The organism is Neptuniibacter sp. 1_MG-2023 (genome assembly GCF_030547185.1).
Classification (GTDB): Bacteria; Pseudomonadota; Gammaproteobacteria; order Pseudomonadales; family Balneatricaceae; genus Neptuniibacter.
The window spans coordinates 1-19,969 of sequence record NZ_JAUOQR010000010.1; the positions used below are offsets into that span (position 1 = coordinate 1).

At 44.6% G+C, this 19,969-nt stretch carries 21 protein-coding genes and 4 tRNA genes; 3 read left to right on the forward strand and 22 right to left on the reverse strand.

Translation table 11 applies throughout. The annotated features are described in order from the left end of the window. The 9 genes from Q4492_RS11600 to Q4492_RS11640 form a co-directional block, all read right to left on the reverse strand. A partial coding sequence (locus Q4492_RS11600) for a GTP-binding protein (protein WP_303418295.1) occupies positions 1-101 on the reverse strand: 101 nt, incomplete at its 3' end. Between the two features lie 85 nt (positions 102-186). Next, positions 187-261 (reverse strand) — tRNA-Thr (locus Q4492_RS11605). Positions 262-271: 10 nt separating this feature from the next. Continuing rightward, positions 272-346 (reverse strand) — tRNA-Gly (locus Q4492_RS11610). Positions 347-357: 11 nt separating this feature from the next. Then, positions 358-441 (reverse strand) — tRNA-Tyr (locus Q4492_RS11615). A 30-nt stretch (positions 442-471) separates the two neighbouring features. Further along, positions 472-547 (reverse strand) — tRNA-Thr (locus tag Q4492_RS11620). Between the two features lie 26 nt (positions 548-573). Beyond that, positions 574-1,236, reverse strand: coding sequence for a hypothetical protein (locus Q4492_RS11625; protein WP_303418085.1), 663 nt, complete (start codon positions 1,234-1,236; stop codon positions 574-576). After that, positions 1,236-1,961, reverse strand: coding sequence for a type III pantothenate kinase (locus tag Q4492_RS11630; protein WP_303418087.1), 726 nt, complete (start codon positions 1,959-1,961; stop codon positions 1,236-1,238). The genes Q4492_RS11625 and Q4492_RS11630 overlap by 1 nt, the downstream gene beginning before the upstream one ends. Then, entirely contained in the window at positions 1,958-2,932 is a 975-nt protein-coding gene (gene birA / locus Q4492_RS11635) for a bifunctional biotin--[acetyl-CoA-carboxylase] ligase/biotin operon repressor BirA (RefSeq protein ID WP_303418089.1), read from the reverse strand. The genes Q4492_RS11630 and birA overlap by 4 nt, the downstream gene beginning before the upstream one ends. 20 nt (positions 2,933-2,952) lie before the next feature. After that, complete coding sequence (locus Q4492_RS11640) at positions 2,953-3,456, reverse strand: dihydrofolate reductase (RefSeq protein ID WP_303418091.1); 504 nt, start codon at positions 3,454-3,456, stop codon at positions 2,953-2,955. 103 nt (positions 3,457-3,559) lie between these two features. Here Q4492_RS11640 and Q4492_RS11645 point away from each other — a divergent pair, with 103 nt between their 5' ends. Beyond that, on the forward strand, positions 3,560-4,411 hold the full coding sequence (locus Q4492_RS11645) for a thymidylate synthase (protein ID WP_303418093.1): 852 nt from the start codon (positions 3,560-3,562) through the stop codon (positions 4,409-4,411). Positions 4,412-4,512: 101 nt separating this feature from the next. Here the strand turns inward: Q4492_RS11645 and lgt are convergent, their stop codons facing one another. Next, positions 4,513-5,310 (reverse strand): prolipoprotein diacylglyceryl transferase, encoded by a 798-nt coding sequence (gene lgt, locus Q4492_RS11650; RefSeq protein WP_303418095.1) that lies wholly within the window; start codon positions 5,308-5,310, stop codon positions 4,513-4,515. A 10-nt stretch (positions 5,311-5,320) separates the two neighbouring features. Then, positions 5,321-6,121, reverse strand: coding sequence for a sulfite exporter TauE/SafE family protein (locus tag Q4492_RS11655; protein ID WP_303418097.1), 801 nt, complete (start codon positions 6,119-6,121; stop codon positions 5,321-5,323). A gap of 110 nt (positions 6,122-6,231) precedes the next feature. On the opposite strand from Q4492_RS11655, the gene Q4492_RS11660 reads away from it, so the two are divergent. Continuing rightward, positions 6,232-7,005 (forward strand): NRDE family protein, encoded by a 774-nt coding sequence (locus Q4492_RS11660; protein WP_303418098.1) that lies wholly within the window; start codon positions 6,232-6,234, stop codon positions 7,003-7,005. Between the two features lie 7 nt (positions 7,006-7,012). On the opposite strand, the gene ptsP is transcribed toward Q4492_RS11660, so the two are convergent. Then, positions 7,013-9,286, reverse strand: coding sequence for a phosphoenolpyruvate--protein phosphotransferase (gene ptsP, locus Q4492_RS11665; RefSeq protein WP_303418100.1), 2,274 nt, complete (start codon positions 9,284-9,286; stop codon positions 7,013-7,015). 13 nt (positions 9,287-9,299) lie between these two features. Then, positions 9,300-9,791 (reverse strand): RNA pyrophosphohydrolase, encoded by a 492-nt coding sequence (locus Q4492_RS11670; protein ID WP_067862931.1) that lies wholly within the window; start codon positions 9,789-9,791, stop codon positions 9,300-9,302. Positions 9,792-10,035: 244 nt separating this feature from the next. Between Q4492_RS11670 and Q4492_RS11675 the strand changes: the two genes are divergently transcribed. Then, positions 10,036-10,689, forward strand: coding sequence for an HAD family phosphatase (locus Q4492_RS11675; protein WP_303418104.1), 654 nt, complete (start codon positions 10,036-10,038; stop codon positions 10,687-10,689). Positions 10,690-10,744: 55 nt separating this feature from the next. On the opposite strand, the gene Q4492_RS11680 is transcribed toward Q4492_RS11675, so the two are convergent. From Q4492_RS11680 to Q4492_RS11720, 9 genes are all read right to left on the reverse strand, one after another. Continuing rightward, positions 10,745-11,152, reverse strand: a complete 408-nt coding sequence (locus tag Q4492_RS11680) for a CBS domain-containing protein (protein ID WP_303418106.1) — start codon at positions 11,150-11,152, stop codon at positions 10,745-10,747. A 109-nt stretch (positions 11,153-11,261) separates the two neighbouring features. Continuing rightward, positions 11,262-12,299, reverse strand: a complete 1,038-nt coding sequence (locus Q4492_RS11685; RefSeq protein ID WP_303418108.1) for an NADP(H)-dependent aldo-keto reductase — start codon at positions 12,297-12,299, stop codon at positions 11,262-11,264. Positions 12,300-12,317: 18 nt separating this feature from the next. Continuing rightward, positions 12,318-13,514: a class I SAM-dependent rRNA methyltransferase gene (locus tag Q4492_RS11690; RefSeq protein ID WP_303418111.1), complete on the reverse strand. Its 1,197-nt coding sequence runs from the start codon at positions 13,512-13,514 to the stop codon at positions 12,318-12,320. A 113-nt stretch (positions 13,515-13,627) separates the two neighbouring features. Further along, on the reverse strand, positions 13,628-14,020 hold the full coding sequence (gene gcvH / locus Q4492_RS11695; protein ID WP_067862951.1) for a glycine cleavage system protein GcvH: 393 nt from the start codon (positions 14,018-14,020) through the stop codon (positions 13,628-13,630). A gap of 42 nt (positions 14,021-14,062) precedes the next feature. Further along, positions 14,063-15,169 (reverse strand): glycine cleavage system aminomethyltransferase GcvT, encoded by a 1,107-nt coding sequence (gene gcvT, locus Q4492_RS11700; RefSeq protein WP_303418114.1) that lies wholly within the window; start codon positions 15,167-15,169, stop codon positions 14,063-14,065. 240 nt (positions 15,170-15,409) lie between these two features. Continuing rightward, positions 15,410-16,672, reverse strand: a complete 1,263-nt coding sequence (locus tag Q4492_RS11705) for a UbiH/UbiF/VisC/COQ6 family ubiquinone biosynthesis hydroxylase (protein WP_303418116.1) — start codon at positions 16,670-16,672, stop codon at positions 15,410-15,412. A 10-nt stretch (positions 16,673-16,682) separates the two neighbouring features. Then, complete coding sequence (ubiH, locus tag Q4492_RS11710; protein WP_303418118.1) at positions 16,683-17,930, reverse strand: 2-octaprenyl-6-methoxyphenyl hydroxylase; 1,248 nt, start codon at positions 17,928-17,930, stop codon at positions 16,683-16,685. After that, entirely contained in the window at positions 17,927-19,243 is a 1,317-nt protein-coding gene (gene pepP, locus Q4492_RS11715; protein WP_303418120.1) for a Xaa-Pro aminopeptidase, read from the reverse strand. Before pepP ends, ubiH begins: the two co-directional genes overlap by 4 nt. After that, positions 19,244-19,855, reverse strand: coding sequence for a UPF0149 family protein (locus tag Q4492_RS11720; RefSeq protein ID WP_303418122.1), 612 nt, complete (start codon positions 19,853-19,855; stop codon positions 19,244-19,246). It lies immediately after the preceding gene. Between the last annotated feature and the right edge of the window lie 114 nt (positions 19,856-19,969).

Here is a 19,969-nt window from a genome sequence, read left to right on the forward strand (position 1 = left end):
CGAGTCAGAGCAGCAGTAAGTGTAGTTTTACCGTGGTCAACGTGGCCGATTGTACCAACGTTAACATGCGGTTTTGAGCGTTCAAATTGTTCTTTAGCCATCGGTCTCTACCAGTACAATTAATTTACAAAGCGCCAAATATAACAAAGGGCAGATATATTTCTATATCTACCCTAAAATAAATTCTGGAGCTCAAGAGCGGAATTGAACCGCCGACCTCACCCTTACCAAGGGTGTGCTCTACCCCTGAGCTACTTGAGCAATAGGTCATTGGAGCGGGTAGCGGGAATCGAACCCGCCTCTTCAGCTTGGAAGGCTGAGGTAATAGCCACTATACCATACCCGCCTTGCAATGAATGGTGGTGGGGGGTGGATTCGAACCACCGAAGCTTTCGCGTCAGATTTACAGTCTGATCCCTTTGGCCACTCGGGAACCCCACCAACAATTTCAATACTTCGTCTGGCCTGAGATGGTGCCGGCACGAGGAGTCGAACCCCGGACCTACTGATTACAAGTCAGTTGCTCTACCAACTGAGCTATACCGGCTTCTCAACAACGAAGTGGCGCGTATATTACTCAGTAGACCTTATGCTTGCAACCCTTTGACACACTTTTTTTTCATTTTTTTCTACAGAATAGCTTTCTACCACTACTTCTTTGATTTCATTGGATAATTTTCGATCAATATACTCAAAAACACGCACCCTAAAACGTAACTCGCTTACCTGCTCAAACTCAATGCGCGCCTTTATTTTAGCGGCTTTCAGCTGCATCAGCTTCTCTTCAGCCTCAGCCCTACCTTTAAAACCTGCGATCACATACTCAAAATCAAACATCTCTTCCGATTCTAAGCCTTCTGAACTTTCTAAGTAATCTATAACCTCCATGCGCTTATTTAATTCAGCCGGCAGCACCACGATCACTTTATGATTACGTTCAACTTGAACTCGAACTTCGTCTATTTCAGAAGCAAACCCCTGCTCATAAACAAATCGCTTTACAGCACCAGCCTTAACCCGACTTTTAAAACCATCAAACTCTACACATGATGAAACGTCAGAATCCCCACTCAGCCAAACCAATGATTGAGGATTAATCTCACCGACAAGACGTAATGTATCAATATCGCTAGAGTGGCTTTCGAGACGCGGGACCGTACGCGGAGCCTGTACCGAATACCACAACAAAAGAAGCGCATTTGCCAATAAGGCAAACAGACAAATCCAACGCAGCATTACGGACTTAGACTCCAAGCAAGACCATCAAGCACAAGATCAGAGAAATATTCAGCCCCCTCAACAAGGGAAGCAAACAACTGCCCATCCCCACCCGTGACAAATAACTGATATGACTCCATAGGTGTATTAATATCTCTGGCGACCTTTTCAACCAAAGAAAGAAACAGGTAATTAATACCATGATCAACCGCCGCAGACGTATCTCTACCCGGTTCAAGATCAAAAGAAGACATAGATCGATCAACTTGGATTTCAGCTGTATTAGACAACAAACCCTGTTTCATCAACCTAAGTCCCGGTAAAATATACCCACCTTGGTGCTCACCGGCGGCATCAATGAAATCGATCGTGATAGCGCTACCACAGTCCACAACACAGCAAGCGCGTTTGACGTTATTGTAGGCAGCCAGCATTGCCAACCAACGATCAACTCCCATGCGTTCTGGTTGTGCATAGCTATTTTTCACACCGGCACAGACATATGTAGTTTGCGCAAACTGTATTTCTATGGCGTGATAACCAGAGAGAACGGATCCTATCTGCTGATTGACATCCTTACCAGCCACGGAGGCAACTCTAATCTCAGTAACTGGCGCCTGCCATTCAACGGGTATACTTCGATTTAACTGTTCTGTTAAAAAGCGCCCACGCTTCACTACATCTAAGTGATTGAGCAAGCGCCACTTAACAAAGGTATTACCTGCATCAATCTCTAAAATCATACTGGACGTCTAACACTAATTTCACCACCATGATAAGCCTTGATACCGGCAGCAGACTGAAGCAACAAAGCACCAGAGCCATCAACACCCCGACATACCCCTTCCACAAACTCATCACCTATTTGCAGAATAACCGCCTCGTTTTGCATAGCGTGACGAGATTGCCACTCATCAACCAACCCCACAAAGCCCTCCTTATCAAAACGCTCCAAACAAACCACTAACTCATTAAGGATAACCGCTAGTAATTGATTACGGCTTACCACTCCACCAGTTATAGTCTTCAGATCGGTCCATGGTTGATCTATAGCCTCACTTACTGCTTTCGGCATCTCAACATTAATACCGACACCAATAACAACCTGGCACTGACCGGAAGCCTCACCATGAACTTCGAGCAAGATTCCAGCAAGTTTTTTATCTTGATGTAAAAGATCATTCGGCCATTTAAGCTCGACACCTTGGATCTCCATCTTTTCCAAGGCTCGCACAATAGCAAGACCCACTAAAAGACTTAAACCTTCAAGTGCAGCAACACCTTGCTCAAAACGCCAAACCAAAGAGAAATACAGGTTACGAGCAAACGGACTTACCCACTCACGACCTCTACGTCCGCGGCCAGCTAATTGCTGCTCAGCCAAGAACAAGCGACCATGACAATCACCACGCTGACTGGCCTCCATCGCTAATTCATTAGTGGATTCGATACTCAGCCGCAAATCAGGATCCCTGATCAACAATTTAACCTCAGGCAATAACCCCTGCTGAATACGCTCTATATCGAGTAGTTCAAGACCACCTGGGACTCGATATCCACGCCCTTTAACACTGAAAATCTCTAAACCACCGTCTTCAAAACGACGTACATGCTTCCAGATCGCACTACGACTAACACCAACCTCATCTCCCAGCTCTCGCCCTGAATGAAACTTGCCATCAGCCAAAATAGACAACAACGAACGGACCGTCATACTACTTAGCCTTTTTTTGATTAAATTCGATCTAACACGATAAAACTATAATTATAGGGATTTGGCCCTTCAGCCAAAAAGTCTTCCCGTCCGAGCTCATTCCAAGCAGAACGATCAAACTCTGGAAACCATGCATCACCATTAATCTCTGCATCGACTTCCGTTAAGTATAAACGATCAGCTCTATCAATCGCCTGAGCATATATCTGCGCACCACCGATAATCATTGCTTCATCGGCGCCATCAATTAGACAGATACTTTCAGCTAATTCAGCTGCATCATCCAAACTATTAACAACTCTCACCCCTTCTGGGGCATAATTTTCCTGACGCGATATAACAATATTCACCCTACCCGGCAATGGCCGCCCGATAGACTCGAATGTTTTTCTCCCCATAATAATTGGTTTACCCATGGTCACCTGCTTAAAATAGCGAAGATCCTCTGGTAGATGCCAAGGCAACTTATTATTAATACCGATTGCCCGATTTTTATCTTGAGCAACAATGATGGCTAACTTCACGCCCACTCCTTCTACCGTAATTTTAAAAAACTGCTAACATGGCATTCTTTTTTATCGTTATCATAAACTAGTCTCAAATCGAATTCAGGTTAATAACAAAGCCATGAAGCAATATCTAGATCTTTGCCAAAGAATAGTCGATCAAGGTATCTGGGTTGACAACAAGCGAACAGGCAAGAAGTGCCTAACCATTATCGACGCTGATCTTACCTATAACGTAAAAGATGGGGAATTCCCTCTTGTTACAACCCGTAAAAGCTTTTACAAAGCTGCCATAGCAGAGATTATCGGTTATATCCGAGGCTACGATAACGCGGCTGATTTTCGCAAAATCGGCACCAAAACTTGGGATGCTAACGCAAACGATAATTCAGACTGGCTTGCCAATCCATATCGCAAAGGAACTGATGATTGTGGATTAATCTATGGCAAGATCGGACGTAACTTTCCTAAAGTCGATGGCGGAAAAATTGATCTACTTCGCAAAATTGTAGATGACCTTTCCAACGGCATTGATGATCGCGGCGAAATTTTCACTTTCTATCACCCTGGCGCGTTCCACATGGGATGTTTACGTCCCTGTATGTACAGCCATCATTTTTCCCTACTCGGCGATACTTTATACTTGAACAGCACGCAAAGAAGCTGTGATGTACCGCTGGGGTTAAATTTCAATATGGTTCAGGTTTATTTCTTCTTGGCCATCATGGCACAAATTACCGGCAACAAGCCCGGACAGGCTTTTCATAAAATTGTGAATGCACATATTTATGAAGACCAGTTGGAATTAATGAAAAATGTACAGCTCAAACGCGAGCCATTAGCCTCACCAAAACTGATCATCAACCCTGATATCAAATCACTAGAAGATCTAGAAACATGGGTCACACTCGATGACTTTGAAATCGAAGGCTATGAGCATCACCCCGCCATACAATATCCATTTTCAGTGTAATTCTACTATCCCATATCCCTGCATTCAGTCTAAAAGACTGTATGCAGGGATATAGAAAGTCATATTAACGACAATCTATACCTTTCTCCCTTAACAATAATTCATCGAGCAACAGGTTCTACACCCTCCGATCTTTTTGACCAAAGAAGAAGAAACGCACCCAAGATAATCATAGGCAAGGATAGCAATTGCCCCATTGTCAGCCAGTCAAATGCCAAAAACATTATGTGCTCATCAGGCTCACGCACGAACTCCACCATCGAACGAAAAATCCCATACAACAGGAGAAATAGTCCTGATACAGCCATTCGAGGTCTAGGCTTAGACGAGAACCACCACAACAACACAAACAGCACCACACCCTCAAGCACAAATTCATATAACTGGGAAGGATGTCGCGGCAAATTTCCTGCCCGAGGGAAAACAACCCCCCAAGGCTGATCCGTCACTCGTCCCCATAGCTCGCCACCGATAAAGTTACCTATACGGCCAGCCCCTAAACCTACGGGTATTAAAGGCGCAATAAAGTCGGTCATTTGAAATAAGGTTTTTTTATGCTGGCGACCAAACAGATACATCACCACAATAACCCCGAGCAAGCCCCCATGAAACGACATGCCCCCTTCCCATACAGCAAACAACCATAGAGGGTCAGATATAAACTTATCAAAATTATAAAAGATGACATAGCCAGCCCGACCGCCAAGCACAACACCCATTGCTCCCCAGAAAATAATGTCTGAGATCTGTTCTTCGCTCCAACCTGAACCCGCTCTGCGCGCACGCCTAACGCCCAGCCACCAAGCCGCAGCAAAACCCACTAAGTACATCAAACCGTACCAATGAATTTTCAAAGGGCCTAAAGCAACGGCAATAGGATCTATATCATGCACCCACATCTGTATCTCCTTATAGCAAATTAGTCAGTAAAAAACGCAAACCTACGCAAAGCAAAAACACTGCAAAAATTCGCTTTAATACAGGTCCAGGCAGGCTGTGCGCAAGCTTAGCTCCCACCTTGGCAAATAAGGTACTTGTAAGCACAATTCCCAAAAAAGCAGGAAGGTAGATATACCCAGCACTCCATTCAGGCATATCAGCGTGCCCCCAACCTTCCCAAATATTAGTCAATGCACCCATCACCGCGATGGGCAAACCACAAGCAGCAGAGGTAGCAACCGCTTGCTGCATCTGTACTCGTCCCCACGTTAGATAAGGCACAGTCAATGTGCCACCACCAATACCAAAAATACTCGACAACCAGCCAATTAGACCGCCAGAGATAACAAACACCCCCTTCGAAACGTCTTTCTCACCAGCCGATGGTTTTAAGTTCAAAGACATCTGAAAGGCCACTGCAATAGCAAAACAACCGATAGCAATCTGGAGCCATTCACCCTTCATCTGTCCTGCCGTTTTTACACCGAGCACCGCCCCAACCAATATACCTAACGCTAACGGCTTAAAAATATCCCAACGCACAGCACCTTTACGGTGATGGGCCAATGTAGAGCTAACCGATGTTGCAACAATAGTAGCTAACGAGGTCGCAACCGCAGCATGAGTTAACACCTCCGATGACATACCTTGCAATTCAAAACAAAAAATAAGCACAGGCACGATCAAAAGACCGCCCCCAATCCCAAATAGGCCAGCAACAACACCCGCAGCTGCACCAAGAACAAGATAGGTCAAAATGGTCACTAACATCACGCAAACCTTTACTGGTATGAATTTTTATTCCTGAACACTTAGAATCGACAGTGTACAGTTAGATTTTAAATAGGATCGCTATCTTACCCATTTAACGGATATTTACTATGTGTCTAATCGCTTTTGCCTATAACTCCCATCCTAAATATTCGCTTATTCTAATCGCAAACAGAGATGAGTTTTACCAGCGCCCGAGTGATTTATTAAGTTTTTGGCAAGATGAGCCAAAAGTGCTTGCTGGCCGAGACTGCGAAAAATCAGGAACATGGCTAGGCATCACAACAACAGGGCGTTTCTCCGCCGTAACAAACTATCGAGATGGCCATAAGACAACGAATAAGAGTTTACGTTCACGGGGCGAGCTAACACGTAATTTTCTCTGCACGAACATATCAGCCCAACACTATCTACAACAATTAGCATCCGAACAAATGGAATTTAGTGATTTTAATCTACTACTCGGTGACCAATCCGGTTTTTACTACGCTTCAAACAAAAGGACCGAGACCCAAAAGCTCGAACCAGGCCTATATGCACTAAGCAATGCATTGCTCGATACTCCTTGGCCTAAAGTCCGGCATGTAAAAACACAACTTTCACACGCAATAAAAAATAAGAACTTAGATATTGAGTCGCTCATTGGGATTATGAGTGATCAGACACAAGCAGCGATCGAACAGCTACCAGATACAGGCGTAAGCCCCGAATGGGAAAAGATACTCTCATCAATCTTTATAAAAACCAGCAACTACGGAACAAGAGCAACGACAGTATTACTACAGGAGAAAGATGGCACCACCCAAATACTAGAACAAAGCTACGGAGCAGATGGAAAAATTAGCCGCCAAGAACAGCTAATTCAAGTCCCCCCAATTGGATAATCGACGACTATATAGCTAATACTGGCTGAGCAGGTAGCGCTATACCAAGTTGCTCTAAGCGCTCATTCATAAACGTTTGTATGCGATCGGCATCATCCATAGCCATAACTTCTTTTAGCAACTTATCCGCATCCGCTTTACTAACAGAACGAATAGCGGACTTCACCTTAGGCAAGTTCGTTGCATTCATAGAGAGCACATCGTATTCCATCGCCATCAATAGCAGAGCACCGCCGGGCTCTGAAGCCATTTCACCACAAATAGATACATGGACCCCTTCTTTATGGGCTTCGCGAGCAATATGCTGTAACGCTTTAAGTACCGCAGGATGATAACTGACATACAATCCTGCTACGCGTGGATTATTTCGATCAACCGCCAGCAGGTACTGGGTTAAATCATTTGAGCCCACAGAGATAAAATCAACACGCCGTGCAAACCTACGTACTTGGTACACTGCGGCAGGCACCTCTACCATTACACCAACAAGCGGACGCTTGATCGCATAACCTTCATCCTGAAGTTCCTGAACCGCACGATCAATTTGACGACTTGCCTCTTCTACCTCACCCACACTAGTAACCATTGGCAGCATGATTCTTAGATTGTCATAACCTTCACCTGCTTTTAGCATAGCTCGCACTTGAACTAGAAAAATCTCAGGATGATCTAAAGTAACTCGGATACCGCGCCAACCAAGAAATGGATTCTCTTCACTGATAGGAAAATAGGGAAGCGCCTTATCTCCACCTATATCCAGTGTTCGCATAGTCACAGGGCGAGGAGAAAAAGCTTCGATCTGCTTACGATAGGTATCAGCCTGCTCTTGTTCGCTAGGAAAAAACTCACGAATCATAAAAGGCACTTCAGTACGATACAAACCAATACCTTCCGCGCCACGATCTAGAGAGCGAGCGACATCAGCCACCAGTCCCGTATTCACCCACAACGGCATAACATATCCATCGCTGGTTTCTGCAGGAAGATCTTTTAAGGCTTCTAGCTCAGTCGCTTGCTCCTGTTCACAGCGCGCAATATCACTGTATGCCGTCAGTAACTTTTCACTCGGTTGAACATAGATACGGCCAGAATAACCGTCAAGAATCAATTGACGCCCATCAATGCGTGTAAGCGGCAGATCAACGGCCCCCATAATGGTTGGAATACCCATTGAGCGAGCTAGAATAGCAACATGGGAATTACTAGAGCCGTGAACCGAAACAAGCCCTACTAACTTCTCACTAGGCACTTCACCCAGCATCGCAGGGGTAAGTTCATCTGCAACGAGGATAGTCTCATCAGTAAATTCCAATAGTGCAGGGGAAGCTTCCTGTAAATAGGCTAAAACTCTGCGTCCAAGATCTTTTATATCTGTCGCACGCTCTCTTAAATAGGGATCACCCATCATAGAAAACTGATGCACATGCTCACTTACAACTTCTCGTAGTGCACCTTGGGCCCAATTACCTTGCTCAATACGCGAGACCACTTCACCGGCGAGCGCATTATCATCCAACATGCGCAAATAGACATCAAACAACGCTTGCTCTTCCGATCTTAAACGCTGCGCCAAGCTTCGACCGACCACTTTGATATCACGGCGCACGAGCTTAAGCGCCTCTTGGAAGTTAGCGATCTCTTTAGCAATATTCTTCGCTGTTTTATCCGGTACTGAACCTAGATCGGCTGGCGGCGAGATAACAGTAGCGGAACCGATAGCCACACCCGCGACACCGGCAACACCCTCAAACTTAAGGTCAATCACATCGGTTAACTGTGCACCGATGGCACCTAAAGAGCCCGTTGCTTCAGCGTGGGCAATCGCGCCGGCTAGCTGGGCAGAAAGTGTAACAAGAAAGGCCTCTTCACTTTCATCAAAGCGGCGTATCTCTCTTTGCTGCACAACAAGCACACCCAATACATCACGATGACGAATAATGGGGACGCCTAAGAAGGAGCTTAATCGCTCCTCTCCTGTCGCCTCAACATACTTATATGCAGGGTGATCAGCAGCATTCTCAAGGTTGATTGGCTCTGCACGCTTTACCACCGTACCAACCAAACCTTCATCGATTGACAGACGCACACTGCCAATCGCCTCTTCGTTTAACCCCTCTGACGCCATCAGCACATAGCACTGATCACTCGGGTCAAACAGATAAACAGAACAAACCTGCGTATGCATTGAGCGCTGAATTCTCTGCACAATGAGGTTAAGCACAGTCTCTAAATCAGGAGCTACACTTACCTCTTGCACAATTTTTCTTAATACATTCAGCACTCAATTTCTCCACTCAGGTCTTTTTATCATTAATACGCGATAGCTTTGGAGATAACTCTCGCATTGCCTTTCGGTAAACCTCTCGCTTAAAAGACACAACTTGGCCAAGCGGATACCAGTAGCTCACCCATTTCCAACCATCAAACTCTGGCGAATCAGTGTGATCGATAGCAACAGCACTATCTGTACTTAACATCCTCAACAAAAACCATTTTTGCTTCTGGCCGACACACACTGGATGTGAATTGCGCCGGATCATTCGTTTGGGCAACCTATATCTGAGCCAACCGCGCGTCACCGCGACAATTTCGACATCTGATACTTTAAGTCCTATCTCTTCCCGCAACTCTCTATACATTGCATCTTCAGGTGTTTCATCTTCGTTGATACCACCCTGCGGGAATTGCCAAGCATCTTGGCCTATTCGTCTTGCCCAAAGGACCTGACCCAGCGAGTTTGCCAGAATGATACCGACATTCGGCCTGAACCCATCTGAATCAATCACTGTACAATCCCTAAATTCTTTTCAGCTATTGTTCCACACTTCTTTCATACTCAGCAAATCCTCAGACAAAATATTACCCCTGAATACGACTATTAAGCACAAGAACAGCCTGTTTTAGGCGAAAAAATTATAAAAAGCAGATAACCCTCACAAGCTTATACAATGGCAATTGCATTCATTTGCGTTCCTCCCTATGCTCTCGAACTGACATCGTGTTCATCTAATACAGATAGGAGATACCCCATTGAGCTTAGCTATTTTTGATTTAGACAACACCTTATTGGGTGGTGATAGTGATCACGCTTGGGGAGAGTTTTTATGTGAAAAAGGAATCGTCGACAGTGATGAATACCGCCGCGCTAATGACTATTTCTATGACCAGTATAAAAATGGCGGTTTAGATATTTATGAGTTCCTAGATTTTGCACTCCGTCCTCTAGCAACACTCAATAAAGAAAAGCTAAATACACTACATCAGCAATTTATGGCAGAAAAAATAGAGCCCATTATCTTACCAAAAGCCCTAGAACTACTGAAAAACCACAGGGAACGCGGTGATTATCTATTAATTATTACAGCAACTAATCATTTTGTTACTGGCCCCATTGCGAACAGATTAGGCGTTGATGCCATTATCGCGACAGATCCTGAGATGATTGATGGCAATTACACGGGCAAAGTAACAGGCATCCCATGCTTCCAAGAGGGAAAAGTCACTCGACTTAATGACTGGCTATCAGCAAATCCCTATACGTTAGAAGATAGCTATTTTTATAGCGATTCCCATAACGATCTACCTTTACTCCAACTAGTCACTAATCCGATTGCTGTTAATCCAGATGAAACTCTAGAAGCCCACGCCAACGAACACCTCTGGCCGGTATTAGATCTACGTTAGATCTATTTAAAGCATACTCTGCTTCTTAGCGGAGTATGCTAAGCCTAGATAAACATCACGCTACCGCATTACACTGCTTCAGAGCCTCGTTTAACGTCTTCATCAGCATACTTCGCGTTATTACACCTAGCAATTTACCTTGTTCCACAACCGCATAAACCTTAGGTTTATCTAGAGCCATCTGCTGGGCAAGATCAACAATACTCATAGTCGGCGACACCACTAGCGGATTTTTCTGCATTAACGTCTCAACCGTCACATGACTATCGCAGTGGTAGCTATCCCTTAACAGATGGGGCAGACAGTCAAATTCAGACAAAAAACCCACGACTATTGAATCAACATCCACCACCGGCAACCCCAGATAGCCCGATTCAAGTATCGTCTCTACAGCATAAACCAACGACATATCAGTTCTAAGTGGGCGACTAACGGGATACATAGCGTCTTTTACTTGCAACATAAGATCACCTTATTTGTCTTATCACTAAACAAAGTCTGGCAAAAAACTTACAAATGGCAATAAAAAATAGATTAGAGCAACAGGACGTTGCTCTAAGATAACCTAACAACTACGGACAAGGGTTAGGGAAACGAACATTAATTTCCTCAATGGCAGCAAGTAATTCACTGCTTAGATCAACGTCGATAGAATCAATATTATTTTTTAGCTGCGCTATATTGCTCGCCCCTATAATATTGCTCGATACAAAATCGCGACTGTTTACCCAAGCTAGAGCCATAGTGGCAGGATCAAGATCATATTGGCGCGCTAAATCAACGTAGGCCTGCGTTGCTAACTGCCCTTGCTCATTCAAATAACGGGCAAACACAGGATAACGGGTCAACCTTGCCTCTTCAGGACGGGCGTTTCCAAGATATTTACCACTCAACACACCAAAACCTAATGGCGAATATGGTAATAGGGACACCTCCTCTCGATGTAGCACCTCAGTCAGACCTACTTCAACACTGCGATTAAGTAGATTAAAAGGGTTCTGTACCGACACACACTTAGGCAGGCCATGCTGTTCAGCTAACTGCAAAAACTTCATAGTTCCCCACGCAGTTTCATTAGATAAACCAACATGACGAATCAAACCCTCTTTCACCAATTCGCTCATCACATCCAATGTTTCGAGCAACGGCGTACCATCTTTTTCTGGCTGATGCTTATAATTCAACTGACCAAAAAAATTAGCGGCTCGATCAGGCCAGTGAATCTGGTAAAGATCGATATAATCCGTTTGTAAACGTTTAAGGCTATTCGTGACTGCTTCGCGGATATTACGGCTATCTAGCGCCATATCAGGACGGAGATAACTCACCATATCACCCGGGCCGGTCACTTTAGTAGCAACAACCATTTGTTCACGGTTTTGACGAGCTTTCAGCCAGTTCCCGATAATCTCCTCATTACGTCCCTGATATTGAGGTGAGGTTGGAATGGGATACATTTCCGCGCCATCAAGAAAGTTAACACCTTTATCAAAGGCATAATCCATCTGCTCAAACGCTTCAGCTTCGCTTTGATCACTGCCAAATGTCATAGTACCTAGACAGATAGCACTCACCTTGAGATCCGTATTTCCTAATCGGTTATAACGCAAAGCCTATACCCCTTTGATTTATGAAGATGGTAAAACCCGAACAAAGAAAGATTTCAGGTAATCAGTTTCAGGAATTGCAGGATGCACAGGATGATCAGCGCCTTGATGGCCCTGATCAAAAATCTGTGCATTACGATCCAGTTCACGACTGTTACTACGAATAATCTCAACTAAGCGCTGACGTTCAAGGTGCATAGAGCAAGATGCAGACACTAAGATTCCATCTTTTTTCAGCAAACGCATCGCAAAATTATTCATTCGCGCATAAGCACGCTCACCATTACGTATATCCTTTTTCTTCTGGATAAACGCAGGAGGATCAAGAACAACCATATCAAATTTTTCTTTATCGGCGATCAGCGACTTACAAATATCAAATGCATCACCATGGAAACCTTCAAAACGATCCGCTGCATTATTTATACGTGCATTTTCTGCCGCAACTTCCAACGCAAAATGAGAAGCATCAACACAAATCGCTTGGGACGCACCCGCTGCAAGCGCTTGCGCTCCCCAGCCGCCAACGTAACTGAACAGGTCAAGCACACGTTTGCCCTCAACATGACGCTGCATCTGCGCACGGTTGTTACGATGATCATAAAACCAGCCTGTTTTTTGCCCTTTCTGTAGTGGCGCTAAAAGAGAGACCGAGTTCTCCATCAGAGGGCACAACTCAGGAATATCCCCTTGTACAACCTCCGTGTAGGTTTCAAGACCTTCCATATCGCGCATTTTGCCATCATTTCGCAGCAAAATAGCTTTAGGCGTAAACACCTTATTGAGCGACTCGATGATCTCATCCAATACCGCTTCCATCCCCGCTGTGGATATCTGCACAACAAAAATGTCATAGAAACGATCAATAACTAAACCCGGTAAGCCATCACTGTCGCCAAAAACCAGACGATAACAGTCATCGCTAAAACAACTTTCACGCAAGGAAAGCGCAACTTTTAAACGATGGATGATCAAAGATCGGTCCAGCTTATATTTCAAATCACGGCTAACAATACGGCCACAAATCAACGTATTTGGATTCACATAAGCCACACCTAAGGGCTTACCTTTATCCGTTTCAACAATCACCTGTTCGCCTGGAGCAAAGCTTTTTAAAGGTGTAGCACGATTATCTACCTCGTTACTGTAGATCCAAAGATGACCACCCCGAAGACGACGCTCAGCGCCACTATTAAGTTTTAGTGTTTGCAGTGACATGTTTTTCCAGCATTTATGGACAGTTTTTATAAACAATTATCCCGGCATAGAGCCGGGACAATAATTTAACTTGTACAGAACCTAAGGTTCCGTAGGCTTATAGGGCTATACGCTTAGGCTTCTGATTCACAAAGACCTGTATAACCTTCCGCATCTAATAGATCATTTAATTCTTCAGTATCGCTTAGCTTGATCTTAAAGAACCAGCCATCACCATAAGGATCGGAATTAACAAGCTCTGGCGAGTCTTCTAACTCTTCATTGATAGCAACAATTTCACCGCTTAATGGTGCATATACATCAGAAGCAGCTTTAACGGACTCAACAACACCCGCTTCGTCACCACCCGCAAGCTCAGCGCCTACCTCAGGTAGTTCAACAAAAACCACATCACCCAGCAAATCCTGAGCGTGGTCAGTTACACCAATAGTAACGATACCGTCACCTTCGACGCGGATCCATTCATGACTAGCAACGTATTTCAGTTCAGATGGGATGTTACTCATGTTTATTTCCTACCCTTGAGGTCTTAGTTCTTATCTAATTTCTTAATCGAAAACTTTCTTGCCGTTTCGAACAAATGATGGTCTTAACACACGAACAGGTACTCGTTTTCCACGAATTTCCACATCCGCCTGCTCTCCTGTTGCGGCTGGCACTCGCGCCATAGCAACAGAAAAACCTAAGGTTGGAGAGAAAGAACCACTTGTGATCTCACCTTCCCCTACACCATCAACAATAACTTTTTGATGGGCTCTCAATACACCTCTAGACTCCATAACTAAGCCAACAAGTTTATCAGTTACGCCGCTCGCTTTTTGTGCTTCGAGGGCTTCTCGACCGATAAATTTGCGATCTTCAGGTTCCCACGCGATCGTCCAACCCATATTAGCCGCTAATGGAGAGATCGTCTCATCCATATCTGAGCCATATAGATTCATGCCTGCTTCTAGACGCAGCGTATCACGTGCGCCTAAACCACAAGGCTTTACACCATTATCCGACAACGCCTGCCAAAATTTGGCTGCTTCATCTTCTGGCAACATGATTTCCAATCCATCTTCACCAGTGTAGCCTGTTCTCGCAATAAACCAGCCTTCAGATTCGAGTCCCTGAAATACACTCAATTGGTCAATCAATTTAGCGCGCGATTCCCCTACGGTCTGTTTACTAAGCTCTATCGCTTTAGGGCCTTGAATGGCAATCATAGCAAGATCTGGTTGCTCAGTTAACGCAACATCATCGAATCCCGCTGTATGATCAGCCATCCAACGCAGATCTTTCTCTCGAGTTGCACAGTTAACAACAATGCGGAACCATTCACCTGAAACACCTGGCTCAGTCATAAGGTAAACAATAAGGTCATCAATAACACCACCATTATCATTTAACATACCGCTATATAGCGCTTTGCCTTTTTCCTGTAGCTTCACAACATCGTTAGCAAGTAGGTAACGCAAATATTCTTTAGCATCAGTTCCGGTAACGTCTACAACCGTCATATGGGAAACGTCAAACATACCTGATGCAGTTCTCACCTGATGATGCTCATCAACCTGAGAACCATAATGGATGGGCATATCCCAACCACCAAAATCAACAAGTTTAGCACCCATTTCCTGATGCTTTTCGTATAGTGCTGTTTTACTACCCATTCTATTAACTCTTATTAAGGGCTTGGCACATCAATCAAATCGCTCTATAGCCTGGCGATGACCAATACCGCTCTTTAATGTTCATTGCATTTTCAAGCATAGATAAATATCAAAAGAGCTTAAAAAGCAAAAAAGGGATGACAATTTATAGGGATTTTCACTTTAGTTCAATCTTTGGGCTAAAAACATCTCTGCAACTATAGTAGAGACCTCCTCACAACCATCTCACAGTCTATACATTTACTCTTTAATTGGCCGTTTTGCCAGTGTAGGTAGATTCCCAGATAATCCCATAGCATCCTGAACAATATGGTTTTTTATAGGAGCTAACTGATCTAGAAGATTCATCCCCATATTTCGTGCCAATCGCAATAAAGGCTGCTCGTTATCAAACAAACGCTTAAAGCCCTCCATTGCAGCGGACATTTGAAGATTTTCTGTACGTCTCGCACGCTGAAAACGCTTTAAAACGTTTTCACTGCCAATACTCTCGCCTCGATTTTTCGCCTCAAGCAACGTATCCACCAGCTGAGCAGCATCCATTAAACCTAAATTCACTCCCTGCCCAGCTAACGGATGTATAGTATGTGCAGCGTCACCAATAGCCGCAAAATTTTGTTCCACATAGCGCTTAGCATGGCGCTGCTTTAACGGAAAAGAAAAACGTTTATCCACAGATAGAATCTGACCTAAACGCTGCTCAAAGGCCCGCTCAAGCTCAACACAAAAATCTTTATCATCTAATGCCATCAGTGTTTTTGCATGAAGAGGCGATGTTGACCAAACAATAGAGCAGTAATGTTCACGATCATCACTACTTAAAGGCAAGAAGGCCAAAGGCCCATCCTCAGTAAAACGTTGCCAAGCCGTTTCGCCATGCTGCCTTTCTGTTTTGACTGTAGTCACAATTGCATCATGGCCATAATCCCATTCCCACATAGGAATCCCAGCCATTTGACGTGTTTTGGATAGCGCTCCATCAGCAGCAACCACTAGCGAAGCCTTAATAACGCGCCCATCATCCAAACTAATACTTCGACAACCATCTTCACTATTGGAAAGTTCAACAACACTTACACCCAGTTCAAGCTCAATATTATTAGCTTGCTTTATAACCTTATGGAGCGCAGCAAGTGTTACACGGTTCTCGACTATGTGTCCGAGTACAGGCTCATGTAGGTCTTGAGCGGAAAAATGTATATGCCCAGTGCCTTCTCCATCCCATACATCCATAAATTCATAGGGGCTGATGCGACAATCTTGCATATATTGCCAGGCACCTACAGAGGTCAAAATCTGCTGAGATGCGCAAGTCAAGGCACTCACTCTTGGGTCGAAACCTTGTGTCTGCGCATGCAGTACTGCATCGATATCTAACAAGCTATCTATGCGTTGCTCAAGGATAAGAATATTCAGATCATTCGATGCAAGTCCCGCCGCTAAGGTCAAACCGACCATGCCCGCTCCAACAATCACTACATCCACTTGAATCTGTTCTGACATCGACATATTCCTATTTCAGCTTTGGAGCCGGTATATCAAGCCCCATCGCACTGCGGGCAAATAAGGTTTTTGCTGCGGGGCATATATCTAACAGCTGGAGCGCTACACTCCTACCGGTCGCTAACAACGGGTTATGATTAGAGAACAGCTTCATCGTTTGGTCACTAAAAACTACCGTACGTGTCTGATCTAATCGTTGTTGCTCATAAAACGTTTGCAAAAGCGCTAAATCACCCAAGTTCTGTTTGTCTTTTCGAGCTTGAATTAATTTATCCGCCAAAGCAGCAACACCCCGTAATGCGAGATTATAACCTTGCCCTGCTATAGGATGCAGTGCATGGGCAGCATTACCTAATACTACGAGGCCTCGCCTTACCTGTTCATCCGCTAAGGTCAACTTCAAAGGATAGGAAGATCGCTGACCGACTTTAATAAAATTACCAGCTCGGTAACCAAATCGCTCATGTAACCGCTCAATGAAGCTCTGGTCATCTAACCCAAGCAACTCTTCAATCATATCATCCGGTACAGTCCACACTAATGCGCTGCGGTTATCCCCATCATCATTATTCAAGGGCAACAATGCCATCGGCCCACTATCAGTGAAACGCTCATAAGCAACACCTCCGTGGGGCTGATCGGCGCTAATATTGGTGACGATCGCATGCTGATCATAAGCCTTTTGAGTATAACTAACCCCCATAGACTCGCGTAACGAAGAACGTCCACCATCGGCCATTACAACCAATTCACAACTCAGCTCTATACTCTGCTCTTGATAAAGTACAGTGACCCCCATTATTTCTGCGCCACTGCGAACATTAGTCACTTCAGCGGGGCAAATGAAATCAATGTTAGGCTGATCCGCTTGCTGTAAATGCTCAAGCAGCACATGGCCTAGCCACTGGTTTTCAACAACATAACCTAATGCAGGCACACCCTCTTGCTGGGCATTCAACCGAGTAATACCAAAATGGCCTTTATCTGAAACATGGATATCACTTATCGGCGACACATGCTTTTTTAAGCGATCCCAGACACCCATTGCCTCATAAATTGAACGGCTGCCATAAGCCAAAGCTGTAGACCTTGCATCATAACTAGGCTGATAAGTGAGAGAACCTTTTGCAGGCAAAGGTGTACTCTCAACAACAGCTATATTGAGATCCAGTTCCTCTGAAACAGACAGTAGAGAGCAAGCTAAGCTAGCACCCACCATCCCGCCGCCGATTATCACTATGTCGTAATGCTGCTTCATGCAGAGGCCATCATCGCTTCAATTTCATCAATTTCTTTAGGTACTGACGCCGTTAAAATTTCGCAACCTTGTTCGGTAATCAGCACATCATCCTCAATACGTATCCCAATACCGCGCCAACGGGGTTCAACCTTCTCATTATCAGCCGCTACATAGATACCCGGCTCAACGGTCATCACCATACCCGGCTGCAGAGGTCGCCACCGGTCATCGACTTTGTAATCCCCCACATCATGGACATCCATACCTAACCAATGCCCTACACGATGCATGTAAAAATCTCGGTAGCCGCCCCCGTCTATCTCGTCTTCTAAAGAGCCTTTTAATAGCCCTAGATCAATCAATCCCTGCGTTAAAACCTGAACCGATTTCTCATGTACTTCATCCCAAAGAGTGCCCGGCTTCGCAAGATCTATACACGCTTTTTGTGTATCTAAAACCAACTGATAAAGCGCCTTTTGCTCTGCGCTAAAACAGCCATTTACAGGAAAAGTACGCGTAATATCACCGGCATAACAATCTAGTTCGCAGCCTGCATCAATAAGAACAAGGTCGCCATCATTAAGAACTTGATCATTCTCTATGTAATGCAACACACACGCGTTAATACCGCCACCCACAATAGTTGAGTAAGCAGGCTGACGACAGCCTTGCATAGCGAAGCTATGTAAAATTTCAGCCTCTAGCTGATACTCCATCATCCCAGGCTTACAGATCTGCATCGCCTTAATATGCCCTTGAGCCGAGATCTCTCCCGCTTCACGCATTACAGCTTGCTCTGCATCAGTTTTTATCAACCGCATTTCATTTAACAGCTGGTCAATCATCACTAATTCAGAAGGCGCTACAGCGCCTTTACGTACATTTTGACGAATAAGGTTTAACCAGTGCCTAACCTGCTGATCTAAATCCTCATCTCGACCAATGGAGTAATAGATACGTGAGATGCCATCAAGAAGCGCAGGCAACAGCGTGTCGATCTCGTCAACGGTATGTGCTTCAGCAATATTATAATCCGCCACAACCCCTTCAGGGCCAGCACGATAACCATTCCAAATTTCCATCAACTTGTCGCGCCCACGACAAAACATGACCGATTCACCGGCGGTACGCCCTGGAATTAACAGCAAAACTGCATCAGGCTCATTAAAACCGGTTAGGTAATAAAAATGACTATCCTGCCGAAAAGGATATTCAACATCACTATTTCGCTGCTTCATCTGCGCTGCAGGAATAATGGCGATGCTACCTGGTAGCATCTTATCCATCAGCTGCTCTCGTCGCTGAGCAAACTGTTCCAAACTAATTTTCATTTAGTGCAACCTGCTATTTTCCGGCTGAACTTGCGCGAACGCTTTTTCTTTATTTTCAACCGCTTGATTACATTCAGTGAAAAGCATAAGCACAGCCATTCGGACATACTCCTGCACTTCCATCAGATCAGACTCATTCTCGTCCAACTCTTCAACATCAATCGAGATTTGAGCAATCTGCCCTAAATCATTCAACGTTTCTTTAGCCTCAGTGGATAATGAAGCATCAGTGTGCTTACCGTACAAACCAAATCCACCTAGAAAACTCTGACACCAACGACCTAAAGCATCAGCACGTTGAGATATTTCATTTTCGTCGTCAGGAAGCAACATTTCGAAATCTAGATCCAAACTTTCTAATGCCTCACATGTCGCCGAATACAAATTAACTAAGGTTACTTTACTACTCTCCTGAGACAGTGAGTCAAGATCCAACAACTCACACGCAGTCTGCAGCAACATGGTCGGTTGTAAACGAGCCCCAGCAGCTAAGTGCCCAGAGATCAAACCATGTAATTCTGAGGGTGAAACAACACGTACACCCTCCTCAACAAACATATTAGCCACAAGCTCAAAATCAGGCAGATCTACCGGTACATTTTCTAAAGACATGAATAAAGTCCATCAATATTAACATGATGCTAATCCTAGCATTTCCGTGAATCAGGTGCAGCGTCATTGACCCATAGGCAACGGCTGATTATAGTCCTGCAGAGAAGAATAAAG

What these genes read in the sequence shown, in the direction of transcription:
- Q4492_RS11625 (WP_303418085.1), bottom strand. Translation starts at nt 1,236, where the DNA reads ATGCTGCGTTGGATTTGTCTGTTTGCCTTATTGGCAAATGCGCTTCTT.
- Q4492_RS11630 (WP_303418087.1), bottom strand. Translation starts at nt 1,961, where the DNA reads ATGATTTTAGAGATTGATGCAGGTAATACCTTTGTTAAGTGGCGCTTG.
- birA (WP_303418089.1), bottom strand. Translation starts at nt 2,932, where the DNA reads ATGACGGTCCGTTCGTTGTTGTCTATTTTGGCTGATGGCAAGTTTCAT.
- Q4492_RS11645 (WP_303418093.1), top strand. Translation starts at nt 3,560, where the DNA reads ATGAAGCAATATCTAGATCTTTGCCAAAGAATAGTCGATCAAGGTATC.
- lgt (WP_303418095.1), bottom strand. Translation starts at nt 5,310, where the DNA reads ATGTGGGTGCATGATATAGATCCTATTGCCGTTGCTTTAGGCCCTTTG.
- Q4492_RS11655 (WP_303418097.1), bottom strand. Translation starts at nt 6,121, where the DNA reads ATGTTAGTGACCATTTTGACCTATCTTGTTCTTGGTGCAGCTGCGGGT.
- Q4492_RS11660 (WP_303418098.1), top strand. Translation starts at nt 6,232, where the DNA reads ATGTGTCTAATCGCTTTTGCCTATAACTCCCATCCTAAATATTCGCTT.
- Q4492_RS11680 (WP_303418106.1), bottom strand. Translation starts at nt 11,152, where the DNA reads ATGTTGCAAGTAAAAGACGCTATGTATCCCGTTAGTCGCCCACTTAGA.
- Q4492_RS11690 (WP_303418111.1), bottom strand. Translation starts at nt 13,514, where the DNA reads ATGTCACTGCAAACACTAAAACTTAATAGTGGCGCTGAGCGTCGTCTT.
- gcvH (WP_067862951.1), bottom strand. Translation starts at nt 14,020, where the DNA reads ATGAGTAACATCCCATCTGAACTGAAATACGTTGCTAGTCATGAATGG.
- gcvT (WP_303418114.1), bottom strand. Translation starts at nt 15,169, where the DNA reads ATGGGTAGTAAAACAGCACTATACGAAAAGCATCAGGAAATGGGTGCT.
- Q4492_RS11705 (WP_303418116.1), bottom strand. Translation starts at nt 16,672, where the DNA reads ATGTCAGAACAGATTCAAGTGGATGTAGTGATTGTTGGAGCGGGCATG.
- ubiH (WP_303418118.1), bottom strand. Translation starts at nt 17,930, where the DNA reads ATGAAGCAGCATTACGACATAGTGATAATCGGCGGCGGGATGGTGGGT.
- pepP (WP_303418120.1), bottom strand. Translation starts at nt 19,243, where the DNA reads ATGAAAATTAGTTTGGAACAGTTTGCTCAGCGACGAGAGCAGCTGATG.
- Q4492_RS11720 (WP_303418122.1), bottom strand. Translation starts at nt 19,855, where the DNA reads ATGTCTTTAGAAAATGTACCGGTAGATCTGCCTGATTTTGAGCTTGTG.